We start from the raw sequence: 21,675 nt of genomic DNA, 5'->3' as shown, positions 1-21,675 counted from the left end.
TTATGATCTCCTGGAAGAAGAACCTGTTTTCCCTCTGGCTGGGATGTTTTATTACAGGTTTAGGTACTAGCCAGATTCTGCCCTTTCTGCCGCTCTACATTTCACAACTCGGTCACTACAGCACGGCGGACCTCACCCTGTGGTCAGGCCTGACCTTCAGTATTACCTTTCTGGTGTCGGCTATCGTCTCGCCTATGTGGGGACGACTGGCAGACAGCAAGGGCCGCAAGTTGATGCTGATCCGGGCGGCTATCGGCATGGCGATCGCTATTTTCTTCCAGGGACTGGTGACCCATGTCTGGCAGCTGTTTTTATGGCGCGGCATTATGGGACTGGCTTCCGGCTATATCCCGAATGCCATGGCACTGGTCGCCTCTCAGGCGCCGAAAGGCAGGAGTGGCTGGGCACTCAGCATTCTTTCTACCGCCCAGATCAGCGGTTTTCTCTGCGGGCCGTTACTCGGAGGTTATCTGGCAGATACCATTGGTCTGCGCCCGGTGTTTCAGGTGACGACCGGCTTGCTGGTCATTGCCACGCTGGTGACTTTTTTTCTGATCAAAGAAGAGCCGCAACCCCCGCGGCAGAAGAACACGGTCAGTAAACCGCCTTCTGTCTGGCAGACCGTCCCTTCTGCCAGCGTGATACTGAGCCTGCTGTTCTGCACCTTGTCGGTTCAGTTATGTAACGGGTCGGTAAACCCTATCCTGTTTCTTTATGTTCAGCATCTCTCCCCCGACAGCCATAATATTGCTTTTATCAGCGGGTTTATCGCGGCTCTGCCGGGGATGTCGGCCCTGATCTCCGCCCCTGTCTGGGGACGAATGAGCGATACTCTGGGCCCCCGCCGGATCATCTCTGTCGCCTTTATCATGTTTATCCTGCTGCTGACCCTGATGTCTCTGGTCAGTAGTGTGACGCAATTTTCTCTGCTGCGTTTTCTGCTGGGCTTTGCCGACGGCGCCATGTTTCCCGCCATCCAGTCGCTGCTGTTGCGTCACTCTTCGGCCAAAATTTCCGGGCGGGTATTTGGTTACAATCAGTCTTTTATGAACCTGGGGAATGTTACCGGCCCGCTGCTGGGTGCCGTAACGTCCGCATCGCTGGGAATGCGCTGGGTCTTTCTGGCATCGGCGGTGGTGATCCTGCTGAACCTGATTTACCTTAGCCTGACCTTCCGGCGCGCCGGCCGGGCTGGCACGCTGAAAGAAGCCGAATAAATACCGTCAGAGATAAGCCGGGCAGGTTGCAGCCCCGTAGCGAACTCAGCCCCGTCGGGCCGCAGATGGGGATGCGCCCCGCCACCAGCTCAGGCTTGTTGACCCGCGCCAGACGTTCCGGGCATTACGCGTCGTAAAAGATAAGTGAGCCGTGTTTCGGCCCCGTCACGAACTCAGCCCCGGCGAGAGATGCGCCCCGCCACCAGCTCAGGCTTGCTGACCCGCACCAGGCGTTCCGGGCATTACGCGTCGTAAAAGATAAGTGAGCCGTGTTTCGGTCCCGTCACGAACTCAGCCCCGTCGGGCCTCAGTTTACTTCGGCAGATCTGTACCCTGCTAACGGCGGAGTCCTGTCGGGGCATTCATCAGCATTAACGTAATGAGCCTTGTAAAAAATAAACCCGGTGGGCTGTTCCATAACGAATAGCATCCCCGCCAGGCCGCAGGTTCCCCGGACGGAGATGCACCCCGCTATCAACTCAGGTCACCACTCAGCACGGCATATTAACTGGCCTGCTGAGCCGGTACAGAGTATCGATCAGCCGTCAGCTTCTGCACGTACCGATCAGGTCAGTTTAAAATGCCGGTCCGGCTGTAACGCCGGGGGCAAAGGCGACAGGTCGTTCATTTCCAGCATATGGCGTTCAATGGTCAGACAGATCGCATCCAGCGGTAACTGATTAGAGGCTGTGCCGAACGGCCGTTCCAGTTCTTCGGCCAGCGACTCCAGTGAAAGAAAAGTATAGGAAATAAATGCCGACACCAGAATGGTCATATAATGCAATTCTGTCACCAGCGAGAACGGTAACAGGGTACAGAAAAGATAGACGGTGCGGTGCAGGATCAGCGTATAGGCAAAAGGGATCGGGGTGTTATCCAGCCGTTCACATCCCCCAAGTATGCTCTCGAGTTTACGCAACGGCTTGTCCAGTTCAGCGAACAGAATATCTGACAGTTTCCCTTCACGACGCATTTTTCCGAGTGACTCCCCCAGACACAGCAACACCCGGTTGGCGGGAAAAGGACTACGGATCACCTGCTGATACACTGCTTCCGGCAGCAGACGTTGTAAATCCGGTCCCGGGTCGTTGCCCCTGAGCTGATGCTTCAGCGCATACGCATAGGCCGATAATAATTGAGAAAAGCTGATTAATTCCGGGGCATTGGCCGGTAACAGGGAATGAAGCTGACGTAACATAATACGGCTGTTAATCAGCAGTGTCCCCCAGAGTAAACGAGCTTCCAGAAAGCGGGCATAACTCGCATTGTTGCGAAAGCCCAGGAATATCGCGATGGCTATGCCCAGCAGGCTGAACGGTGCCGTAGTCAGTCGCACGTTCAAACTCTCATACCAGGGCAGGCTCAGTAAGGCCAGCAGGGACATCAGTACATTCAGGCTCAGACGGAACGAGATCTTTGAAAGGACTGAACCATGCCAGTCAAATAAGCGGATAAACCAGTGCTGAGGTTTTCGGATAATCATGCGGATGTCGGCGGTGGTTAGCGGTCTGACGATTATACAATAATTCTCAAGTCTGACCTCAGAAATTGCCATCCCTCTCCCCGCACGCCCCCCCGCTGCGGTGTAGTATTTAATCACTTACTGTTACATTCAGGTCGCCCGGCATTACACATGTTAAATATTTACCTGCCTTTCCATTTTAATGTCTGGTATATTTAATAATACAATCAACAAGTTGCCAGTTACCCCACAATTAAATAACAGATTTAATTCAATATTATTACACAAAACCATTCACATTTGGTCACATTAGGCGTTACACTTCGGCCAGTTTTTACCAATGACCAGGCGTATTATGATGTATTCAAAGAAAATTGCTTTCAGTCTTACCCTGTTATCCGCGGCCACCTTCAGCCAAAGTGTGGCCGCAGCCACCGAAAAAACCGATGTCCTGCTGATAGGTGGCGGCATCATGAGTGCTTCGCTGGGGACCTGGTTGCATGAACTGCAACCGGACTGGCAGCAGATCATGGTGGAACGACTGGACGGTGTGGCCGAAGAGTCGTCGAATGGCTGGAACAATGCCGGTACCGGCCATTCTGCGAATATGGAGCTGAACTATACGCCGCAACGTGCTGACGGTAGCATCGATATCAGTAAGGCACTGGAAATCAATGAATCCTTCATGATTTCAAGACAATACTGGTCTTCCCTGGTCAGACAAGGGGTACTGAATAACCCGCACTCCTTTATAAACTCCACGCCGCATATGAGCTTTGTCTGGGGCGACACCAATGTGGATTATCTGCATAAACGCTATGAGGCCCTGCAGACCAGTACCCTGTTCCAGGGAATGAAATTTTCTACCGACCAGAATCAGATCCGTCAGTGGGCGCCGTTAATCATCGAAGGCCGTGACCCTGCGCAAAAAGTGGCCGCCACCTGGACACCGCTGGGGACCGATGTCAACTACGGAGAGATTACCCGTCAGCTGGTTAGTAGCCTGAAAAAACAGCCTAATTTCAGTCTGGAACTCTCTACTGAAGTGACCGGATTCTCACGTAATGCCGATAATTCCTGGCATGTGACCGTCAATGATCGTAAAACCAATACGACCCATGAAATTGATGCCCGCTATGTCTTTATCGGTGCGGGCGGGGCCTCACTGAAGTTATTGCAGCAGACGAAAATTCCGGAAGCAGAAAACTATGGCGGTTTCCCGGTCGGCGGCTCTTTCCTGGTGACAGAAAACCCGGCCATTACCGAACATCATCCGGTGAAAGTGTATGGCCAGGCCTCGGTCGGTGCGCCACCGATGTCCGTACCGCATCTGGATGCCCGCAATCTGGACGGTAAAAAAGTGGTCCTGTTCGGGCCCTTCGCGACCTTCTCGACCAAATATCTGAAGAACGGTTCGCTGTTTGATCTGCTGAATGCGACCACTGTTCACAATTTCATGCCAATGGCGCATGTGGGGATTGATAACTTCGATCTGGTGAAATATCTGATAGGCCAGGTCATGCTGTCTGATGAAGACCGTTTTGCCGCGCTGAAAGAGTACTACCCTGACGCGAAACCGTCAGACTGGCGTCTGTGGCAGGCCGGTCAGCGGGTGCAGATCGTGAAGAAAGATGCCAGTAAAGGCGGCGTGCTGAAACTGGGCACCGAGATCGTCACCGATCAGCAGAATACGCTGGCCGCGCTGCTCGGGGCTTCTCCGGGGGCGTCAACAGCCGCACCGATCACCTTAAATGTGATCGAAAAGCTGTTCAGCGATAAAGTGAAGACGCCGGAATGGCAGCAGAAAATCCGTGCCATTGTACCGAGCTATGGCCGTAAGCTGAACGGTGATGTGGCGCTGACTCAGCAGGTGTGGGATGAAACGGCTCAGACGTTACAACTGACCAAACCGCCGGTGATCGCCGCCCCGGCCGCCGCGCAGACATCAACCCCGTCAGCAGAACACACGGCCAGTCCGCAACAGGATATGGCTCTATAGGGGCCCTGCACCGCTAAACCGCGATGCAGAGCGTTGATTAACGGATTTCCAGCGGGGTTTCCCGCTGTGGCGCAGGGAAGCGTCTCTCCAGTAATTGCAGGTCCGTGTCCATCAGCTCGCCTGTTAAGGCAGCAGCATTGATGGCGGTATGTTCAGTACTGCCGGACTCAGGGATCACCAGCATATTCCCCTGCCGGATAGCCCAGCGCAGCAAAATATCCGCACTTCCTGTCTGATACTTCTCCGCCAATGCCTGCACGACCGGGTCGTGCAGTAATTCACTGCCATGCCCGCCGAGCGGCGAGTAGCCCATCACGGTGACCCCGTGTCCGGCGCACCAGGGGAGCAATGAATATTCCACCCCACGGGCGGCCGGGTTATAGAAAATCTGATTCACCGCACACTGATCCCCTCCCGGCGTCTGCCAGAGCTGCTGCATGGCGCGGGTATCGAAGTTGGATACCCCCCAGGCCCCGATTTTACCCTGCGCTTTCAGCCGTTCGAACCCTTCGATAATTTCTTCCAGCGGATGTTCCGATGACCAGTGCAGCAGGTAAAGATCAAGATAATCTGTCTGCAGCCGGCGCAGTGAATCCTCGCAGGCTTTCTGCATTGTACCGCGTGAGGCATTCCACGGATAAACCTTGGATACCAGCCATGCCTGCTCACGGATCCCCTTCAGTGCTTCGCCGATCAGGGTTTCAGACTGGCCGTCTCCGTACATTTCGGCGGTATCGATCACCCTAATCCCCTGAGATAACCCGAAACGTAATGCGTCGGCTTCCTGCTGACGGGCATGGCGTCCCTGCCCCAGACGCCAGCTTCCCATGCCGACGGCAGGAAGCTGCTGACCATTCAGCGCCACTGTATGCATGATTACCCTCCTGATACCGGGGGTCGTCCCGGTTGTTGATTATTTTCCAGTAATTTTTGTTTTTTCCCCAGCCACAGCCCGTTGACGGGGCTCTGCACAGAGTAAAGGCCCGTTAATTCCGGTGCAGGGCCTTCCCATCCCTAATCAACTCGCGCAGTGAACTTCTCCTTATCGCAGCGACCTGTATTTTTTCAACATTAAAGGCAAGCAAAAGAAAAAGCAGGACGGTATCAGCAGATAAAAGGAAAAAAACCAGATAAAGGCAAAAATCGCGTGTAGCCAACAATCTGAAAAAACATAGTGTAAGATGCCGGAAGCTCTTAATCATGCACATTCCCCCCCAGAAAAGCATACTCCATCACCCGCTTTCTCCCGGCACGCTCAGCGGCACGTATTGAAGGATAGTTACTACTTTCAATGGTTCCCCATAGCAATGCCGGTGCGCGGTGTATGCTGAGAAAAGAAAGTAAGGCCTGTTGTGCGGCACCCGCAACGTGCTTTCCGCGAAAGCGCGGAATAACAATCTCTTCGGTGATCCACAGTCCGGATACAAAAGCCCGCCGTCCGTTCTCACAGATGATAAAACCGGCACGCGCCCCCTCATAAACTATGATGAACAGGCCTCCATCCTGAATGGCATCGCGAATGTCTTCTTCATCTGCAGGAAACACCTTATCCTTCAGAAAAGGATAGCGGGAATACGTCCCGGCATAAGCCAGTTCCAGAGCCTGAAGGCACCATTCAACTGACTGCAGGCAGGCCCGCTCAATGCGGACAGTCTGGACGCTGATAGCCGCTTCATTTTTTTCATGCATGCTTTTGCCGACATAGAAAAACTGATCGGCACAGCCACGCGTATCCTCAGACACGGGCCGGAGAACGCGGACTGAATGTGCGCCCATGGGATGCCATACATCCAATATTGAGGCCATAGCACGCCGGGTCAGAGGAGCAGAGCTGGCGACCAGATCAATGAACGGCTTATTCAAATCGCCGCCTCTGTATCGTGGTCCGGTGAGGTAGTCATTACCGTCGCAGGAAACGATTTTCTGGAGAAAAAAATCCTGAGGCAGCCCGGTCTCCCGGAAAGGGAAGTTTGATGAAAAATTGCTGTCCTCGCACCAGAGAAGCTGTTCATCAATATAGTCTTTCATGCCGTTCCTGAGTAACCCGGAGTCAACAGGCAGCCAGCTGAACTGCTCAACCATATAATCAAGCATTAACTTATTCCTTTTATTTCCACGGGGATGCCTGTTTTATAGAAAGAATGGGGTTGATAACGTCTTTTCTGTCAGCTCCGGGGCGTGCAGAGAAACGACAATACGTAACCCGGGCGTGACATTACCAGCAATGACGCCAGTTTCGGATACCCGAATTGCAGCCCTGCCACGTTGTGCCTCAACGGCCAAAACAACAGCGCTTACCCGAAAAAAAGAAACTGGCTACGCTTGTTGCATTCTCCTGTTGTATGGAGGCGACGGCTCAGGATGACCCTTGACAAAAGGTTATCCCATGCCGACGGCAGGAAGCTGCTGACCATTCAGCGCCACTGTATGCATGATTACCCTCCTGATACCGGGGGTCGTCCCGGTTGTTGATTATTTTCCAGTAGTTTCTGTTTTTTCCCCAGCCACAGGCTGTTGATAAGCCACAATAAAGAAAGCGGGATCGCCAGCCAGGCGATCAGGCTGCCGCTCAGACCTACCGCATTCATTGCCGTCCAGCTCCAGGCGCCGGCCTGATCGCCGGCGCGGTAGACGACGGTGTCAGTGACATTTTTCGCCTTATACTTTTGTTCCCGCGAAAGCACGGTAAACAGGACTTCCCGGGCCGGGCGTGCAAAGGCAAAGTTCCCTGCCCGACGCAGGACAGCGAAAATAAACAGGCCCGCCAGCGTCGGCCAGACACTCAGCATCAGGAATCCGGCCAGCGTGACCAGCGGCAGGATCGCCAGGACCCGCCGGGTCCCGTAGCGACTGAGCAGGCGGCCAGTGATCAGTAACTGGCTGACCAGTGTCAGAATATTGACCGACAGATCACTGGCGGCAAAAAAGGTGGTGCGGCTCTCATCACTTTTGAAGATCTGATGCACCAGATCCGCCTGACGGAAATAGACAAAGGTGGAGGTGATAGAAAAAAGCAACATATACAGACAGATGTTCAGCAGATATCCGGAGCGGGCAATGGCCGATATGCCGTCGAAAATACCGCCCTTCACCGGGCCGTCATCCGCCTGAGCCGCTGCCCTGTCGGGATCTTCGGTGTCAGACAGGGGATTTTTCCGCACCTGCGTATTCAACTGACGGACACAGAAGACCGCGACTTCAAGCAACACGGCTGAGAGCAGAAAAAGTCCGCTCATATTCAGCCAGCGGACCAGCGTGGTGGTCAGCAACGAACCTATCACCGCCCCCAGGGTGGCCCCCGCAGCCATCAGCGAAAATAACCGGCTGGCACGTTCACGGGTAAAGATATCGGCCACCAGCGACCAGAAGACCGACACCACATAGAGATTAAAGACAGAGACCCAGACAAAAAATACCCGTCCCAGCCAGCGATGATCGCCGCGGGGCAGATAAATCATCAGCGCGGCAAAAATAAGCAGGTGGATGATAAAAAACCGGTAGACCCAGGGAATAAAGCGCCGTCGGGGAAGCCTGGAAGATAACGCCGAGAATGGCAGGGTCAGCAGGATCATGACAACCAGGGTGGCGGCGAACAACCATTGCAGATTATTCACTCCCCCGTCAATACCCAGCGTATCGCGTATCGGACGGATCACATAGTACGCCGATAATACACAGAAAATATACAGCATACTCCAGAGCAGCAGCGAGACTTCTTCTCTGCGAACACCTGCGGTATGCATGAGTTTTCGAATTAACGGATGGAGGGCACCTGTCGCCCCTTGCGGTTGATGTTGCATGCATTCTCCTGACTCCAGTGAATGATGCACTCAGCCATGCAGAAAGCATTCTCCACGACTCAATGCGCGCCTGAGTCTACAGGTATAGCGTCAAACCGGCGGAAATTCCAATTCACCGCCGGTGACTTAGCGCTCAGGGGATGGTCACGCGGCTCACGGGACTTGTGGCCGGAACAGATCAAACCGCTGTTCGTCGCTGATCCCGTAATAGGCTGAAGGTCCGCCGGCACGCAACACCGGCTGTGCCTGACTGGTCTGATAGACACCATCGGTCAGTAAACGGGGAGCGATATGAATACGCACCACTTCACCGAGCACCAGCCAGCTGTCCAGTTCACGACCGTCCGCATCCTGCAGCCGCAGACATTGCGTGAGACGGCATTCGAAATGGACCGGGCTCTCCGCGACACGGCAGGCCGCAACCTCGACAGAAGGCAGCGTTTTTAGTCCGGCATAGGTAAATTCATCACCCTCCGGCGCCAGTGCGGCCGAACTGGCATTCATCGCTTCCGCCAACGGCCGTGTCACCAGGTTCCAGACAAATTCTCCGGTACGGGTGATATTGGCCACACTGTCTTTCCAGCCGCTGCTGGCAAAGCCAATCACCGGTGGCGAATAATTGAAACAGTTAAAAAAGCTGTACGGGGCAAGGTTATGATTCCCCTGCCCGTCATGGGAACTTATCCAGCCGATTGGCCGCGGGCCGATAATCGCATTTAAGGGATCATGTGGCAGACCGTGCCCCTGACGGGGCTGGTATGTATAATGTTCTTTTGTCACAGGCCCTCCTGATTAGCCGGTACAATAGAATACCGGGCCTACAGCACCCGGCATAGGTTCAGACATTCTCTGTCATTTCACTGTGTGAAAGTTGCTGACGACGGCGTAGCTGCGGGAACATCACCATCCATAGCCCAACCACCACCAGTGTTCCCACTCCACCGATCACCGACGCCGGCACGGCCCCGATGGCACTGGCCAGCACGCCGGTCTCAAATTCACCCAGCTGATTCGACGTGTTAATAAAGATAGAATTCACCGCATTCACCCGTCCGCGCATAGCGTCCGGGGTATCCAGCTGGACCATTGCGCCGCGGATCACCATGCTGACCATATCAAAGCCGCCCAGCGCAACCAGTGCCAGCAGCGACAGAACCACATTATGGGATAACGCGAAGACCACGGTAGCCACCCCAAAACCGGCGACACAGCCAAACATTATCAGACCAGTATGCCGGTGAAAGCTGTTGCGGCTGACCCAGATCCCGGTCACCAGCGCACCGACGGAGGGTGCCGCACGCAGCGCGCCCAGTCCCCAGGCCCCGGTGTGCAGAACGTCATGGGCAAATACCGGCAGCAATGCGGTAACTCCCCCCAGCAGTACCGCGAATAAATCCAGCGATATTACCCCGAGAACATCTTTACGTTTAACGATAAAATCCAGCCCGGCGAACAGGTTACGAAGGGTCATCGGTAACGGTTTGAGCGGTTCATGCTGGTATTTCAGCCGCATCATGACCAGTAACGAAATCAGATAACAGACCGCCGCCGTGCCATAGGCCAGCGCCGGGGAAACCACGTATAACAGCCCTCCGGCCATCGGCCCGGCAATCACCATCGCCTCGCGAAACACCTGGTTGGTTGCCATACCTTTTGACAGCATACTGGCGGGTAACAGAGCCGGTAACAGCGAGGTCATCGACGGGCCTTCAAACGCCCGGGCCAGCGAAAAGATAAATACCAGCGACAGCAGCAGCACGGCACTGCCGGGCATCAGAAATGACATCAGGATCAGACCGATAGCCGCCAGGAACTCGACACTTTGCCCCCCGAGGATCAGCGACTTTCGGTTGTACTGATCGGCGAGATGGCCGGCCGGTAAGGCCAGCAGCACCGAAGGGACGAATTGCATCAGCCCTATCATGCCGAGCATAAATGCACTGTGCGTCATCGAATACAGCTGCCAGCTGACGGCGAGTGAGATTATCTGAAAACTGAGTGAGGAACAGGTCTGTGCCGTCACATAGGCTCGAAACCCCGTGTGATGAAAAATGCGCGATGAAGGCTCCCCGGAAGAAGAGTCCATAAGTGTGCTCCGGAAAAATGAGTAGCGTTATTATTAGGCCGCCAGCATAACTGATTCCTGCGGGCAAGCCAATGTGATGAACAGCGGTCATAAGACCTCCGCCCTCCCGTGAATCCCCTGCGGGCACGGCATTTTTCTGCAGGAAGGGATTCTCCCGGCGTAATGATAATTATCAGCTATGCTTTATCGGGTGCGGAATTAAACCCTGTATTTATCAAGGAGAAAGGCATGAGCAATGATAATAAACCAAAAATAACCACCACCGATGGGGGCGTACCGGTAGCCAGTAACGAGCACTCGCTGTCTGTCGGCCCCGATGGCCCGCTGGTTCTCCATGATCACTATCTCATCGAACAGATGGCGAACTTTAACCGCGAACGTATCCCTGAACGGCAGCCACATGCTAAAGGGAGCGGTGCCTTTGGTCATTTTGAAGTGACCGAAGATGTCAGCCGTTACACCCGTGCCGCCCTGTTTCAGCCAGGGGTAAAAACCGACGTCCTGATGCGCTTCTCCACCGTCGCGGGCGAACGCGGCAGTCCGGACACCTGGCGTGACCCGCGCGGCTTTGCCATGAAGTTTTATACCACCGAAGGAAACTATGATCTGGTGGGCAACAACACGCCGGTGTTCTTCATCCGTGACCCGATGAAATTCCAGCATTTCATCCGCTCCCAGAAACGCCGTGCAGACAACAACCTGCGCGATAATGACATGCAGTGGGATTTCTGGACGCTGTCCCCCGAATCGGCGCATCAGGTCGCCTGGCTGATGGGTGACCGCGGGATCCCGAAAAGCTGGCGGCACATGAACGGCTACTCCAGCCATACCTATATGTGGGTCAACGCTGAAGGTGAGAAATTCTGGGTAAAATATCACTTCAAAACCGATCAGGGCGTGGAATGCCTGACTCAGGACGAGGCGGATAAACAGGCCGGGGCCGACGGTGATTTCCACGTCCGGGATCTGTACAACGCCATTGATAACGGTGAATTTCCGCAATGGACATTGTATATGCAGATAATGCCGTTCGCAGATGCGGAAAACTACCGTTTCAACCCGTTCGACCTGACGAAGGTGTGGCCACACAGCGACTACCCGCTGATTAAAGTGGGTAAACTCACCCTGAATAAGAACCCGACCGATAACCACGCGCAAATCGAACAGGCCGCGTTTGAGCCGAATAACCTGGTGCCGGGTATCGGTCTGAGTCCGGATAAAATGTTACTGGGCCGGGTGTTCGCCTACGCGGATGCCCACCGGGCGCGCCTGGGCGTTAACTATAAGCAAATTCCGGTCAATGCCCCGCAATCGCCGGTGAACAGCTACAGTAAAGATGGTGCAATGCGTATCAATCCGGTCAGCGACCCGGTGTATGCCCCGAATTCGAAAGGCGGATCTGTCGCTGACGGCGAACGTTACCCCACCGACTCCTCCTGGGAAACCCAGGGCGCACTGGTGCGTCAGCCTTATTCATTACACGCTGAAGATGATGATTTCGGACAAGCCAATGCGCTGGTCACCCGGGTCATGGATGATGCGGCCCGTGACCGTCTGGTCAATAATGTCACCGGTCACCTGCTGAATGGCGTCCGTGAGCCGGTACTGTCCCGGGTGTTCGACTACTGGCGGAAGATCGATCAGAGTATCGGCGACCGTATTGCCAGCAGTGTGGCGGCGGCTCAGAAAAAATCGTAGTCTCCCACAAGTCCGGCGGCTAGGTCGCCGGATTTTCCGCAATCTCCAGCCATCGGATCCCGAACTGATCAATTTCTGCCGAAGACTCACCGGCACAGATCCACTCTTCCAGTCGCTCCGCCAGTGCGGTCGCCGGCAATTGCGTTTTGCCTTTAAGGGCACATTCCCAGATGATCAGTACCTTCCAGCCCTGCTGCTGCAGCGCCAGCAGATTTTCTTTATCCCGTTGCAGATTGCGGCCGATTTTCGCCAGCCAGAAATCCGTGCGGGTTGCCGGGGGTTTGAACAAGTGGCAATGATGCTGATGCCAGAAACACCCGTGGGTGAAAATTACCTTCCGCGCCCTGTCCAGCACAAAATCAGGCCGGCCTGGCAGATCCCGGGCTTGCAGCCGCGCTTCCAGCCCCAGTTCCGTCAGTAACTGCTGTAAACGCTGTTCGATACCGGTATTACAGTGTCGAATAGCCCGCATGTTTTTGCTGCGGGTCTCACGGTTATGGACATCGGCCATCTTCACTCCTCTGTTGACGGCAAACTGCGGCTAGCGGCAGTGAACTGTCGGCCATCACTGATGACTAAGTAACATCAGCTTAAGGTTTCCTTAATACTTCCCCCGCACAATAGCCGCGTTGTTCGGGGTCGTGGCCGGTAAGCCCGCGGGCGCGGCACTGACAGCGACATTATTTATGCTGACAGATACCTGCCCGGCCTCATACCGGCGGAACTCTCCGCGCCTTCTCCTGCGACGCCGGGTATGCAGATGCTAATCTGCGATATCTGGCCCGGGGGCCGGATTCTGCCCTGCGGCGGTAACACTGCCCTCTGCTGACCGCCAGGCATCGTCGCAGGCTGACTAACCCCGGACTGAAAGATCCATAACAGCATTGCTGACCGGTCAGCGTCAATGGCAGGATGAATGCGGGGCCACAGAGACACAGAGCGCCCCCCGCCCCGAATGACAAGCTGATCTGCTGATATCACCGTAATTTCAGGCGGTGACGGGGTCAGCGTATCAGTAAACCCTTCAGCAAAAGGGTTATTAACAACACAGATATGCAGAAGCGCCCGCCAGGGACACTGTCCGGTCGGTTTGGCCGGAGATCCCCTCCACACTGGCCGTGCCGGGCGGCCTTCTGCCGGAGCCACGGATGAAAATACTGATTGTCGAAGACGATACCCTGCTGCTTGAGGGACTGATGCAGGCCATGCAACAGGAAGGCTATACCTGTGATGGTGTCAGCAGCGCCCGGAGTGCGGAACACAGCCTGAAAACGTCGCAATACAGCCTGATGATCCTCGATCTCGGCTTACCGGATGAAGACGGCTTACAACTGTTGTTACGCCTGAGACGCGAAAAAATGGCATTACCGGTGCTGGTGCTTACTGCCCGCGACACGCTGAGTGACAGGATCTCCGGACTTGACAGCGGTGCCGATGACTACCTGATTAAACCTTTTGCGCTGGAGGAACTGACGGCACGTATCCGTGCGTTGATCCGCCGGCATAATAATCAGAGCGATAATCGTCTGATAGTGAATGATCTGGTGCTGGATGTCACCTATCGTCAGGTGTTCCGTGAAGGCGAACGTCTGGAGCTGACCCCGAAGGAGTACGCGTTACTGTCCCGGTTGATGATGAAGGCTGGCATGCCGGTGCATCGTGAAGTCCTGTATAACGATATCTATAACTGGGACAGCGAGCCTGCCACTAACACCCTGGAGGTGCATATCCATAATCTGCGCAAGAAAATCGGCCGGTCATCGATCCGGACTCTGCGTGGATTTGGCTATGTCCTGATGAAGAATAAAAACCGTCCTGAGGAGCCGCATCCTGAACATATCGCCTAAAACGACCACGTTACGTCGCCGGCTGCTGATCACCGTAGGCTCGATATTGTTGTTTTGTCAGGCCATCAGCGTGCTGTGGCTATGGCATGAAAGCAAAGAGCAGATAGATTTACTGGTGAAAGGTGTACTGAACCACCAGAATGAGCAATGGCATGTGGACAAAGAGATCCATGAAGCACTGGCCAGCCTGGCGATCCCCAGTGTTGTGATGATCAGTCTGGCACTGGTGCTCTGCTGGCAGGCGGTGCGACGGATCACTCAGCCCCTGTCTGATCTCTGTCTGCAACTGGAGAAACGCTCCGGGTCTTCTGCCGGGCCGCTGGAATTCCACAGCAGGATCACCGAAATTGACGCCGTCACCCATGCGATTAATGATATGGTCGCCCGTCTGACCGACACCCTGAACCGGGAACGGTTATTTACCGCGGACGTGGCCCATGAGCTACGCACGCCATTAGCGGGGCTACGTCTCCATCTGGAACTGATGGCACGCCAGCACAAACTGGATATGTCCTCGCTGATCCTGAGGCTGGATCAGATGACCAGTAGCGTGTCGCAGTTATTGCAACTGGCGCGGATCAGTCAGTCCCTGACGGAAGGCCATGACCAGCCGGTGTTACTGCGTAAAACCGTAATTTTTCCGTTACGGGACAGTCTGCTGACCATGATTAAATTACGCCACCAGCAACTGATCCTGCCGGACGGGGACCGTGATTTCAGCGTGCAGGGCGACCCGACGCTACTGCAATTGATTGTGCGCAACCTGACCGAAAATGCCCATCGTTACAGTCCGGAACACAGTACTCTGAGCATCAGTCTGCAGCCTGCTGTCACAGAAGAAGGAAAACCGGGGGTTGAGCTGGCGGTGGAAGATGAAGGGCCAGGTATTGATGAAACCCGGGCCAGTGAACTGAGCCGGGCATTTGTGCGAATGGATAGCCGCTTCGGAGGCAGTGGCCTGGGTCTGAGTATTGTCAGCCGTATCTGCCAGCTGCATCATGCCCGTTTTACCCTGACTAACCGGACAGATCGTCAGGGCTGCCGGGCCTCGGTCATTTATCCGTTAAGCGGAGACACTACGGCTTAGAAACTGGTAAACCAGACCAGCAGAAAGAGCGCCACGGTACACAGACTGAGCAAGGTCACACTGAGTTCACTTGCGGAAAAAGCCGCTTTATTCTCCATCATTACTCTCCTGTCAGGGGGTGTCAGCAGAGTATTTCAGGCAATGATTAAATTAATATTAAGCCGGTGAAAAAATCACCGGCAATGACCCTGCCTGCAGCAAACAGAGTGAACGCAGTCCGGTCAGGCCTGAGGGCCGCCGGATTCAGCCTTCGCTTTTTGTAACTGAGCCGCAAACTGCGGCGACGTATGCAGCGTTGCCACCACCGCTGCCCCCACCAGCCTTGCCGCATCCACATCACTCTGCCAGTGATACCCGCAAATTACCCGACTCTGTCCGAGTTCATACCCGCGTTTCAGGATCTCATTCTGTCGCGCAGGGTTGATTTCGGCCAGAACCAGTGCGGTTGCCCAGCCGATGGCCGTATGTCCGGAAGGATAAGAGCCGTTAGACGCCAGTTCTGCCTGCTGACGCGTATTACAGGTCGCTACCTGATAAAAAGCAAAGGGGCGGATGCGCATATAGTGTTGTTTTGCAGACCGCGTCGCCAGATCACCGGCATCCTCAATCATATTGGTGAGTAATTTATACAGCTGCGGGGTGGCTGTGGCACTGATTTCACGACCAAACGCCCCGGAGAATGCCGTGGCAACCCCGCCACTGCTGAGGTTCGCATCTTCGGCGGCCAGTTTACCCCGTGGCGTCTCGCGTAACAGCCGGCCCTGTTCATACATCGCCTGATCGTTGAGAAACATCAGGCTGCCGGGGGCGGGCGGCGGCGGCAGTAAGGCCAGACTGTCAATCGCCTGACTGTTCGTCAGGTAGTAGAGTTCAGGCCGGGTGGTGGCATCATCGCCAGCCGGGATGGCGGCCTGTAGAGTCCCGCTCAGCAGCCATGCCGAGACCAGTAACGCTGAAAGTTTTATGCCCATAGGAAACATCCTGTAAGAAACGGTGGGAGTTAACGACGTTACCATGTCACATTTCGATTAACTCCTGCACCGATCACAGTTCAGGCTTTCCCCGCCGGCAGCGACGGGCAGGAAGGCGGCGATCAGAGCAGCCGTGCCCCTGTCAGTTTTTCCAGTATTTTCAGCGGGGAGCTTTGCGGGTCCGCCATCGCCTCTGCGGGCAGTGCATAAGTCTGTTCCAGCATAAACTGTCCCGACATAGCGGCATGCGGTGTCTGATCAGAGAAACAAATCCAGCTGCTGCCGGGCGGAAAGCGCACCTCCAGTTGCAGGCCGGACAACTGATATTCCGCATCCGACTTCATGGCATCATGTAAGCCCAGCATCAGGTGGTCATAACGGGTGCGATACCGTTTGGTAATCCCTAGTTTGTGTTGCAGAGCGCACAGCCACGGAGAATAGTGACCGGTTTTCGGCAGAAAACGGGTTGCTACGGCGGTAAACGGTTCCCCGACCCGCCAGACTCTGGATTCTCCGTGCGGATTAATGTTAGTAAAAATACGTAATATTCGTTCGCCCTGCATCGGCCGGGAGGGAAACGCATCCACGTGCAGGCGGGTATCATCCTTTCGCCAGGAACTCCCCTTTTTCCAGGCCGTAACGGGATGCACTCTCAGGGTATTGACGGGGGTGTGCAGTGCCCCCGTGTAATGCGGCAACAGGCTTCGGACCAGGGTCTCACAGGCCTGATGGTGACGTTGTAACAAACCGCGGATCAGATCTTCGTCCTGAGGATGTGCAACGCCGGTTATTTTTCCGCTGAGCGCGCGGTAACTGATATTTTTACGCCCTTGTTTCACGGTGCCTTCATTAAGGCAGCGCATCTCTTTCGCATTCAGCGGGAACCCCAGTTCCGGCAGGCTGATAATCTGTCCCTGTTCCAGCGCTGTTAATGCAGACTGGCTGAACGGTTCTCCCCCGGACCAGCCGGTAAGGGGTACCGTAAAAAATAACTCCTCCGAACGCAGGCTTTCTGGCTGCATCACTGACTCCCTTGTTGACGCATTATATTGCGAAGCGTAGTTGAGTTTACTCAATATGAGAATAATGAACGTGATGAAGCGCATCTATCGTACAAAAGAGACAGCCCCCGTCGCTATCTTACACCGTCCTGCGTCGTACTGGCGGCCCCCCATTCCGTCCGGACCGGGTTCAACCGCCCTGTGCGTTCTGTCGCCACTGACCTTCAGCGGTGCCCCGTGGATATCCCGGCCCCCCGCACGGTCAATGTTTCTGCCGACAGGAAGGCTCAGGCCACAGGTGCTGCCCTTTGCCGGTGATTACCGGGGAAAGCATTTGCGCAATGCCGCTGAAACATTTATTGTTCCTGCGTCTGACAAACCGGGCGGACGTCATCAGGCTTCAGTCAGGCGTGCTTTTAACCATTGTCGTGCAGTAACGTCGGGAATTTATGGACTTATTTTTACACTTTATCGACCTGTTCGGGACCTTTGTCTTTGCCCTGAGTGGCGCCATTGTCGGCGTCAGACACCGTTTCGACTTATTCGGCGTTTTTGCACTATCGAGTGTCACCGCCATTGGCGGCGGCTGTATCAGGGATATTTGTCTTGGTGCCACCCCCCCGCCCGGGCTTGTGAATATTGAGTACTTTTTTTGCATCGTTCTGGCGATCGCCTCCCTCTCCTTCTTCCAGAAACTGGTTTTCTCATTCGGGAAACCGTCACTGTTTTTCGATGCGCTTGGTCTGGGGTTTTTCGCGGCATTCGGGGCCAATAAGACCTGGCTTTATACCCACAGCGTACAACTTTCGATTCTGTTAGGCTGTGTCAGTGCGGTGGGCGGCGGTTGCCTGCGGGATGTTCTGGTCGGTAAGACGCCGGTGATCTTCACGAAAGAGATCTATGCCAGTGCGGCAATGATTGGGGCAGCCATTGAACTGCTGGGGTCGGCCAACATTATCCCGGAACGCTACAGTATTTTGCTGTCGATATTTGTCTGCACCCTGATCCGGATGGTCTCGCTGAAATACAATATTACGCTGAAAACTATCGCGAATAAGTATTTCTGACCGCCGGTTATGCCACATTTAACCCTAAATGCGACCGGTCCGTTTCGGGCTGGTTGTCGCCGGGTCCGGATGTTACTGTAACAGCCTCCGAATTAAGATAATTACTGAATACTGACTGTTTTCTGAGGCGATTATTATGTCTATTGTTGAAGTCGTTAAACAACGTTTTACTACCAAAGCCTACGATGCTTCCCGCAAGCTGACCGCACAGCAGGAACAGGAGTTACTGGATATCCTGCGTTACAGCCCGTCATCCCTGAACCTGCAGCCATGGCACTTTTTTGCCATCACCAGCGATGAAGGCAAAGAGACAATCCTTCCGGGGATCCGTGATTTTAACGCGGCAAAAGTGCGCGATTCGGCGATGGTCGTTGTTTTCACCAGCAAAGACACTCTGGATGATGCGCAATTCAGCAATGTACAGCAGCAGGAAGCTGCGGATGGGCGCTTTAAGGATGAAGAAAGCAAAAACGCCAACGATAAAGGACGTCGCAATTATATCGCCGCGTATGGCGGGTCTGAGGACGACCTTCGTCACTGGATGGAACGGCAGACCTATATCTCTATGGGGTTCCTGCTGCTGGGTGCCGCAGCGATGGGGCTGAACGCCACACCGATCGAAGGTATTGATCCTGCACTGCTGGATGAACGCCTGGGACTGAAAGAAAAAGGGCTGCACAGTCTGGCCGTGGTCGCTATCGGCCATAACAGTGAGAAAGACTTTAATGCGTCGTTGCCAAAATCACGTTTAAGTGAAGAAACGGTGATCACGCGTCTGTAATTGCCCGCCGCTCCCTGCCCTGCAGGGGGCGGCCTGAATACCTGACTTATATACTGCACCGCCCTGACTGGCTGCCCTGCCTTATATTAGCGCCTGTTCCTCCCGCTCAGCTGTTGCCGGTATTTCTCTTCACTGGTCGTCCCTGATAACCGTTATACCGTCGCCCGAAATATTGACCTGTTGACTGATGCTCTGTTCTGCGTAGCCTCTGCGGATGCGGCCAAAGCTCTGGCCGGAAGGCCGTCTGTTCCCGCTGGCGTACACTGCCCCGGATTGCCGGGTGGCTTGCTGCCCTGCCTCAATATAACGCCAATGAATACCGGCCATCTGTTGTCACGGTTTCCTCCCTGGCGTCCCTGATAACCGTTATACCGTCGCCACTATGCAGCTATATTTCCCTGTTGCCCTGTTGACCGAAGTTATAAGCTGCGGAACCTGTCCACACGCTGCCAAATCTTCGGCAGGAATGCCGCCCGTACCGGCCTCCGCGGCCCACCCCCGGTAAGCGGAGGCCTGACGTCGATGGTATCCGGTGATGACCCGCCCGCCGACTAAGTTTATCCCTGCGTCCGGCGCGCTGCTCTCCCGTTACCGGCCATTCACTCTCTGCAGGAGGTTCTGCCCCCGCTTCCCGGTCATAGGTTCTCCCGGAGGCCGGGGTTAAAGGATCCGCCCTCAGAAATGTTAACGGTTTGTTTAATGGTGACTGATAAACAACATAAAATACTGTCATCCTCAGTAAAGCCTGATTATCGCCTGAGCGTAATAAGTTTTTTTTATTTTGCCCCTTTCCAGCCAGTGAAAAACGCGCTTTTATATACCTGTAAGCCGGTAAATTATCGCACTGCAGATCGCAGAAAATATCACACCTGGTGTAACCGGCCAGTCTCACCTCAATCCGGCTGTAGGCTTGAAACAGAATGAAAAATAAAGGCAGAAAGGATAGATGAATAACCGTCAGGAGCTGACCCGCAAGCTGCACGAAATCGCGGGAGAAAAACAGGTTTTACTGAGTGAAGACGACAAAGCCTTTTACACCAAAGGATTCCGTGTCGGTCAGGGTGAAGCCCTGGCCGTAGTACTGCCACAGACGCTGTTACAGCTCTGGCAATTGTTAGAAGTTTGTGTGGCCGAAGATGTGATCATTCTGATGCAGGCCTCAAACACCGGCGTCACCGGAGGCTCCACGCCGGATGGCAATGATTACGACCGCGATATTGTCATTATCAGCACCCGTCTGCTGACCGGGGTTCAGGTCATTGATGATCACCAGCAGGTCATCGCCTTCCCGGGCACGACCCTCACCGAGCTGGAAGACACCCTGAAGCCTCTACAGCGCGAACCCCACTCGGTGATCGGTTCTTCCTGCATCGGTGCTTCTGTCATTGGCGGTTTATGTAACAACTCCGGCGGCTCGCTGATCCGCCGTGGCCCGGCGTTTACCGAAAAATCGCTGTTTGCCCGCATTACCGATGACGGGCGCCTTGAGCTGGTCAACCATCTGGGCATCGAACTGGGGGAGACCCCGGAAAAAATGATCCATGCGCTGGAAACACGTGAGTACACGACCGGCGATGCTGCCGACTGGCAAGGCAAAATCTGGGCAGATGATTATTCAGAACAACTGCGCGATACACAGGCGGCGTCTCCGGCCAGATTCAACGGCGACAAACGCTATCTGTATGACAGTGCCGGATGCGCCGGTAAAGTGGTCGTCTTCGCCGCACGGTTACCGACCTTTGCCGCCAGCGAAGCCACCCGGACCTTTTATATCGGCAGCAATGATGAAAGCGAACTGATCGGTTTACGCCGCTTCCTGCTGGAAAATATGGATGAACTGCCCTTACAGGCGGAATATATTCATGCCGGCGCGTTTGACCTGACGCTGCGTTACGCAAAACACATGTATCTGGCGATCCGTAAACTGGGGCCGCAGGCGATCCCCGGGTTAATGGCTAATAAAGCGCGCTGGGATGTGCGTATCAGGCATGCCCGTTTTCTGCCGCACAATTTCACCGATAAACTGATTCAGGGCTTTAACCAGGTGACCCCCTCGTTTATCGCGCCACGTATCATGGATTACCGCCGGCGCTTTGTGCATCATCTGATGATTAAAATCGAAGCCCGTCAGGCGGAACAACTGACGGCATTACTCGAAGAGTATTTCAGCCAGCGCCCGGGGGAATATTTCCTGTGCGATGACCGGGAAGCTGCCGACGCCTTTCTGATCCGTTTTGCGGTGGGTGGCTGTACCATCTCTTACTGTGACTACCTCGGCTATGATACCAATCAGCGATTGATTGCCTTTGATGTGGCTCTGCGTCGTAATGATGACCAGTGGCGGATCCACCTGCCGCCGCATCTCGCGGCACAGGTCCAGGCGGACTCCTGTTGCGGGCATTTCTTCTGTTTTGTGAACCACCAGGATTACGTTCTGAAAGCCGGTGTGGATGCGAAGCAATTTAAACAGGAGGTGATGGAGTATCTGGAACAGCGCGGCGCGAGATACCCTGCCGAGCACAATGTCGGGCATCTGTATCAGGCATCCTGTGAACATGAGCAACACTGGCGTGAACTTGATCCTACCAATACCTGCAACCCGGGGATCGGTAAAACCAGTCGTAAAAAATTCTGGGGTCAGTAACCGCTGCCGGTTCTG

At 54.7% G+C, this 21,675-nt stretch carries 18 protein-coding genes; 8 read left to right on the top strand and 10 right to left on the bottom strand.

The genetic code is table 11. From position 1 onward, the window contains the following. Nucleotides 1–2: 2 nt before the first annotated feature. A complete protein-coding gene (locus JK223_RS03410; protein ID WP_212712806.1) occupies nucleotides 3–1,217 on the top strand; it encodes a multidrug efflux MFS transporter in 1,215 nt (404 codons plus the stop codon). 565 nt (nucleotides 1,218–1,782) lie between these two features. Here JK223_RS03410 and JK223_RS03405 read toward each other — a convergent pair. Beyond that, nucleotides 1,783–2,700, bottom strand: coding sequence for a bestrophin family protein (locus JK223_RS03405; protein ID WP_212712966.1), 918 nt, complete (start codon nucleotides 2,698–2,700; stop codon nucleotides 1,783–1,785). Nucleotides 2,701–3,034: 334 nt separating this feature from the next. On the opposite strand from JK223_RS03405, the gene mqo reads away from it, so the two are divergent. Beyond that, nucleotides 3,035–4,678, top strand: coding sequence for a malate dehydrogenase (quinone) (mqo, locus tag JK223_RS03400; RefSeq protein WP_212712805.1), 1,644 nt, complete (start codon nucleotides 3,035–3,037; stop codon nucleotides 4,676–4,678). Between the two features lie 37 nt (nucleotides 4,679–4,715). Here the strand turns inward: mqo and JK223_RS03395 are convergent, their stop codons facing one another. From JK223_RS03395 to JK223_RS03375, 5 genes are all read right to left on the bottom strand, one after another. Further along, on the bottom strand, nucleotides 4,716–5,552 hold the full coding sequence (locus tag JK223_RS03395; RefSeq protein ID WP_212712804.1) for an aldo/keto reductase: 837 nt from the start codon (nucleotides 5,550–5,552) through the stop codon (nucleotides 4,716–4,718). 320 nt (nucleotides 5,553–5,872) lie between these two features. Further along, entirely contained in the window at nucleotides 5,873–6,772 is a 900-nt protein-coding gene (locus JK223_RS03390) for a GNAT family N-acetyltransferase (RefSeq protein WP_212712803.1), read from the bottom strand. 341 nt (nucleotides 6,773–7,113) lie between these two features. After that, complete coding sequence (locus JK223_RS03385; RefSeq protein ID WP_249213451.1) at nucleotides 7,114–8,478, bottom strand: NTP/NDP exchange transporter; 1,365 nt, start codon at nucleotides 8,476–8,478, stop codon at nucleotides 7,114–7,116. 153 nt (nucleotides 8,479–8,631) lie between these two features. Next, the gene (locus tag JK223_RS03380; RefSeq protein WP_212712802.1) at nucleotides 8,632–9,258 is read right to left on the bottom strand and encodes a flavin reductase family protein; all 627 of its coding nucleotides are present in this window, start codon (nucleotides 9,256–9,258) and stop codon (nucleotides 8,632–8,634) included. A 58-nt stretch (nucleotides 9,259–9,316) separates the two neighbouring features. Further along, nucleotides 9,317–10,564 carry an MFS transporter gene (locus JK223_RS03375; protein WP_212712801.1) on the bottom strand — a complete coding sequence of 416 codons (1,248 nt, stop codon included), beginning with the start codon at nucleotides 10,562–10,564 and terminating at the stop codon, nucleotides 9,317–9,319. 228 nt (nucleotides 10,565–10,792) lie between these two features. Here JK223_RS03375 and JK223_RS03370 point away from each other — a divergent pair, with 228 nt between their 5' ends. Next, a complete protein-coding gene (locus JK223_RS03370; protein WP_212712800.1) occupies nucleotides 10,793–12,262 on the top strand; it encodes a catalase in 1,470 nt (489 codons plus the stop codon). A 19-nt stretch (nucleotides 12,263–12,281) separates the two neighbouring features. Here JK223_RS03370 and JK223_RS03365 read toward each other — a convergent pair whose 3' ends face one another. Then, complete coding sequence (locus tag JK223_RS03365; protein ID WP_212712799.1) at nucleotides 12,282–12,773, bottom strand: very short patch repair endonuclease; 492 nt, start codon at nucleotides 12,771–12,773, stop codon at nucleotides 12,282–12,284. A 637-nt stretch (nucleotides 12,774–13,410) separates the two neighbouring features. Here JK223_RS03365 and pmrA point away from each other — a divergent pair. Both pmrA and pmrB read left to right on the top strand, forming a co-directional pair. Further along, nucleotides 13,411–14,109, top strand: coding sequence for a two-component system response regulator PmrA (gene pmrA / locus JK223_RS03360; protein WP_212712798.1), 699 nt, complete (start codon nucleotides 13,411–13,413; stop codon nucleotides 14,107–14,109). After that, complete coding sequence (pmrB, locus tag JK223_RS03355; protein WP_212712964.1) at nucleotides 14,093–15,196, top strand: two-component system sensor histidine kinase PmrB; 1,104 nt, start codon at nucleotides 14,093–14,095, stop codon at nucleotides 15,194–15,196. The genes pmrA and pmrB overlap by 17 nt, the downstream gene beginning before the upstream one ends. A 221-nt stretch (nucleotides 15,197–15,417) precedes the next feature. Here pmrB and phoC read toward each other — a convergent pair whose 3' ends face one another. Both phoC and JK223_RS03345 read right to left on the bottom strand, forming a co-directional pair. Next, nucleotides 15,418–16,167: an acid phosphatase PhoC gene (gene phoC / locus JK223_RS03350; RefSeq protein ID WP_212712797.1), complete on the bottom strand. Its 750-nt coding sequence runs from the start codon at nucleotides 16,165–16,167 to the stop codon at nucleotides 15,418–15,420. A 122-nt stretch (nucleotides 16,168–16,289) separates the two neighbouring features. Then, complete coding sequence (locus JK223_RS03345) at nucleotides 16,290–17,189, bottom strand: Kdo hydroxylase family protein (protein WP_212712796.1); 900 nt, start codon at nucleotides 17,187–17,189, stop codon at nucleotides 16,290–16,292. Between the two features lie 428 nt (nucleotides 17,190–17,617). On the opposite strand from JK223_RS03345, the gene JK223_RS03340 reads away from it, so the two are divergent. Continuing rightward, the gene (locus JK223_RS03340) at nucleotides 17,618–18,235 is read left to right on the top strand and encodes a trimeric intracellular cation channel family protein (RefSeq protein ID WP_212712795.1); all 618 of its coding nucleotides are present in this window, start codon (nucleotides 17,618–17,620) and stop codon (nucleotides 18,233–18,235) included. Nucleotides 18,236–18,371: 136 nt separating this feature from the next. Beyond that, a complete protein-coding gene (gene nfsB, locus JK223_RS03335; RefSeq protein WP_212712794.1) occupies nucleotides 18,372–19,016 on the top strand; it encodes an oxygen-insensitive NAD(P)H nitroreductase in 645 nt (214 codons plus the stop codon). A gap of 129 nt (nucleotides 19,017–19,145) precedes the next feature. Here the strand turns inward: nfsB and JK223_RS03330 are convergent, their stop codons facing one another. Next, nucleotides 19,146–19,343: a hypothetical protein gene (locus tag JK223_RS03330; protein WP_212712793.1), complete on the bottom strand. Its 198-nt coding sequence runs from the start codon at nucleotides 19,341–19,343 to the stop codon at nucleotides 19,146–19,148. 619 nt (nucleotides 19,344–19,962) lie between these two features. On the opposite strand from JK223_RS03330, the gene dld reads away from it, so the two are divergent. Next, entirely contained in the window at nucleotides 19,963–21,660 is a 1,698-nt protein-coding gene (gene dld, locus JK223_RS03325; RefSeq protein WP_212712792.1) for a D-lactate dehydrogenase, read from the top strand. Nucleotides 21,661–21,675: the final 15 nt, after the last annotated feature.

Origin of the sequence: Tatumella sp. JGM118, from assembly GCF_018257515.1 — a bacterium.
Classification (GTDB): domain Bacteria; phylum Pseudomonadota; class Gammaproteobacteria; order Enterobacterales; family Enterobacteriaceae; genus Tatumella; species Tatumella terrea.
Note: the sequence above shows the minus strand (reverse complement) of the source record. Positions and strands in the feature narration are given on the sequence as shown.

Bases quoted from the DNA above. Each gene is read 5' to 3' on its own strand.
- JK223_RS03410 (WP_212712806.1), top strand. From the start codon at position 3: ATGATCTCCTGGAAGAAGAACCTGTTTTCCCTCTGGCTGGGATGTTTT.
- JK223_RS03405 (WP_212712966.1), bottom strand. From the start codon at position 2,700: ATGATTATCCGAAAACCTCAGCACTGGTTTATCCGCTTATTTGACTGG.
- mqo (WP_212712805.1), top strand. From the start codon at position 3,035: ATGATGTATTCAAAGAAAATTGCTTTCAGTCTTACCCTGTTATCCGCG.
- JK223_RS03395 (WP_212712804.1), bottom strand. From the start codon at position 5,552: ATGCATACAGTGGCGCTGAATGGTCAGCAGCTTCCTGCCGTCGGCATG.
- JK223_RS03390 (WP_212712803.1), bottom strand. From the start codon at position 6,772: ATGCTTGATTATATGGTTGAGCAGTTCAGCTGGCTGCCTGTTGACTCC.
- JK223_RS03385 (WP_249213451.1), bottom strand. From the start codon at position 8,478: ATGCAACATCAACCGCAAGGGGCGACAGGTGCCCTCCATCCGTTAATT.
- JK223_RS03375 (WP_212712801.1), bottom strand. From the start codon at position 10,564: ATGGACTCTTCTTCCGGGGAGCCTTCATCGCGCATTTTTCATCACACG.
- JK223_RS03370 (WP_212712800.1), top strand. From the start codon at position 10,793: ATGAGCAATGATAATAAACCAAAAATAACCACCACCGATGGGGGCGTA.
- JK223_RS03365 (WP_212712799.1), bottom strand. From the start codon at position 12,773: ATGGCCGATGTCCATAACCGTGAGACCCGCAGCAAAAACATGCGGGCT.
- pmrA (WP_212712798.1), top strand. From the start codon at position 13,411: ATGAAAATACTGATTGTCGAAGACGATACCCTGCTGCTTGAGGGACTG.
- phoC (WP_212712797.1), bottom strand. From the start codon at position 16,167: ATGGGCATAAAACTTTCAGCGTTACTGGTCTCGGCATGGCTGCTGAGC.
- JK223_RS03345 (WP_212712796.1), bottom strand. From the start codon at position 17,189: ATGCAGCCAGAAAGCCTGCGTTCGGAGGAGTTATTTTTTACGGTACCC.
- JK223_RS03340 (WP_212712795.1), top strand. From the start codon at position 17,618: ATGGACTTATTTTTACACTTTATCGACCTGTTCGGGACCTTTGTCTTT.
- nfsB (WP_212712794.1), top strand. From the start codon at position 18,372: ATGTCTATTGTTGAAGTCGTTAAACAACGTTTTACTACCAAAGCCTAC.
- JK223_RS03330 (WP_212712793.1), bottom strand. From the start codon at position 19,343: ATGGCCGGTATTCATTGGCGTTATATTGAGGCAGGGCAGCAAGCCACC.
- dld (WP_212712792.1), top strand. From the start codon at position 19,963: ATGAATAACCGTCAGGAGCTGACCCGCAAGCTGCACGAAATCGCGGGA.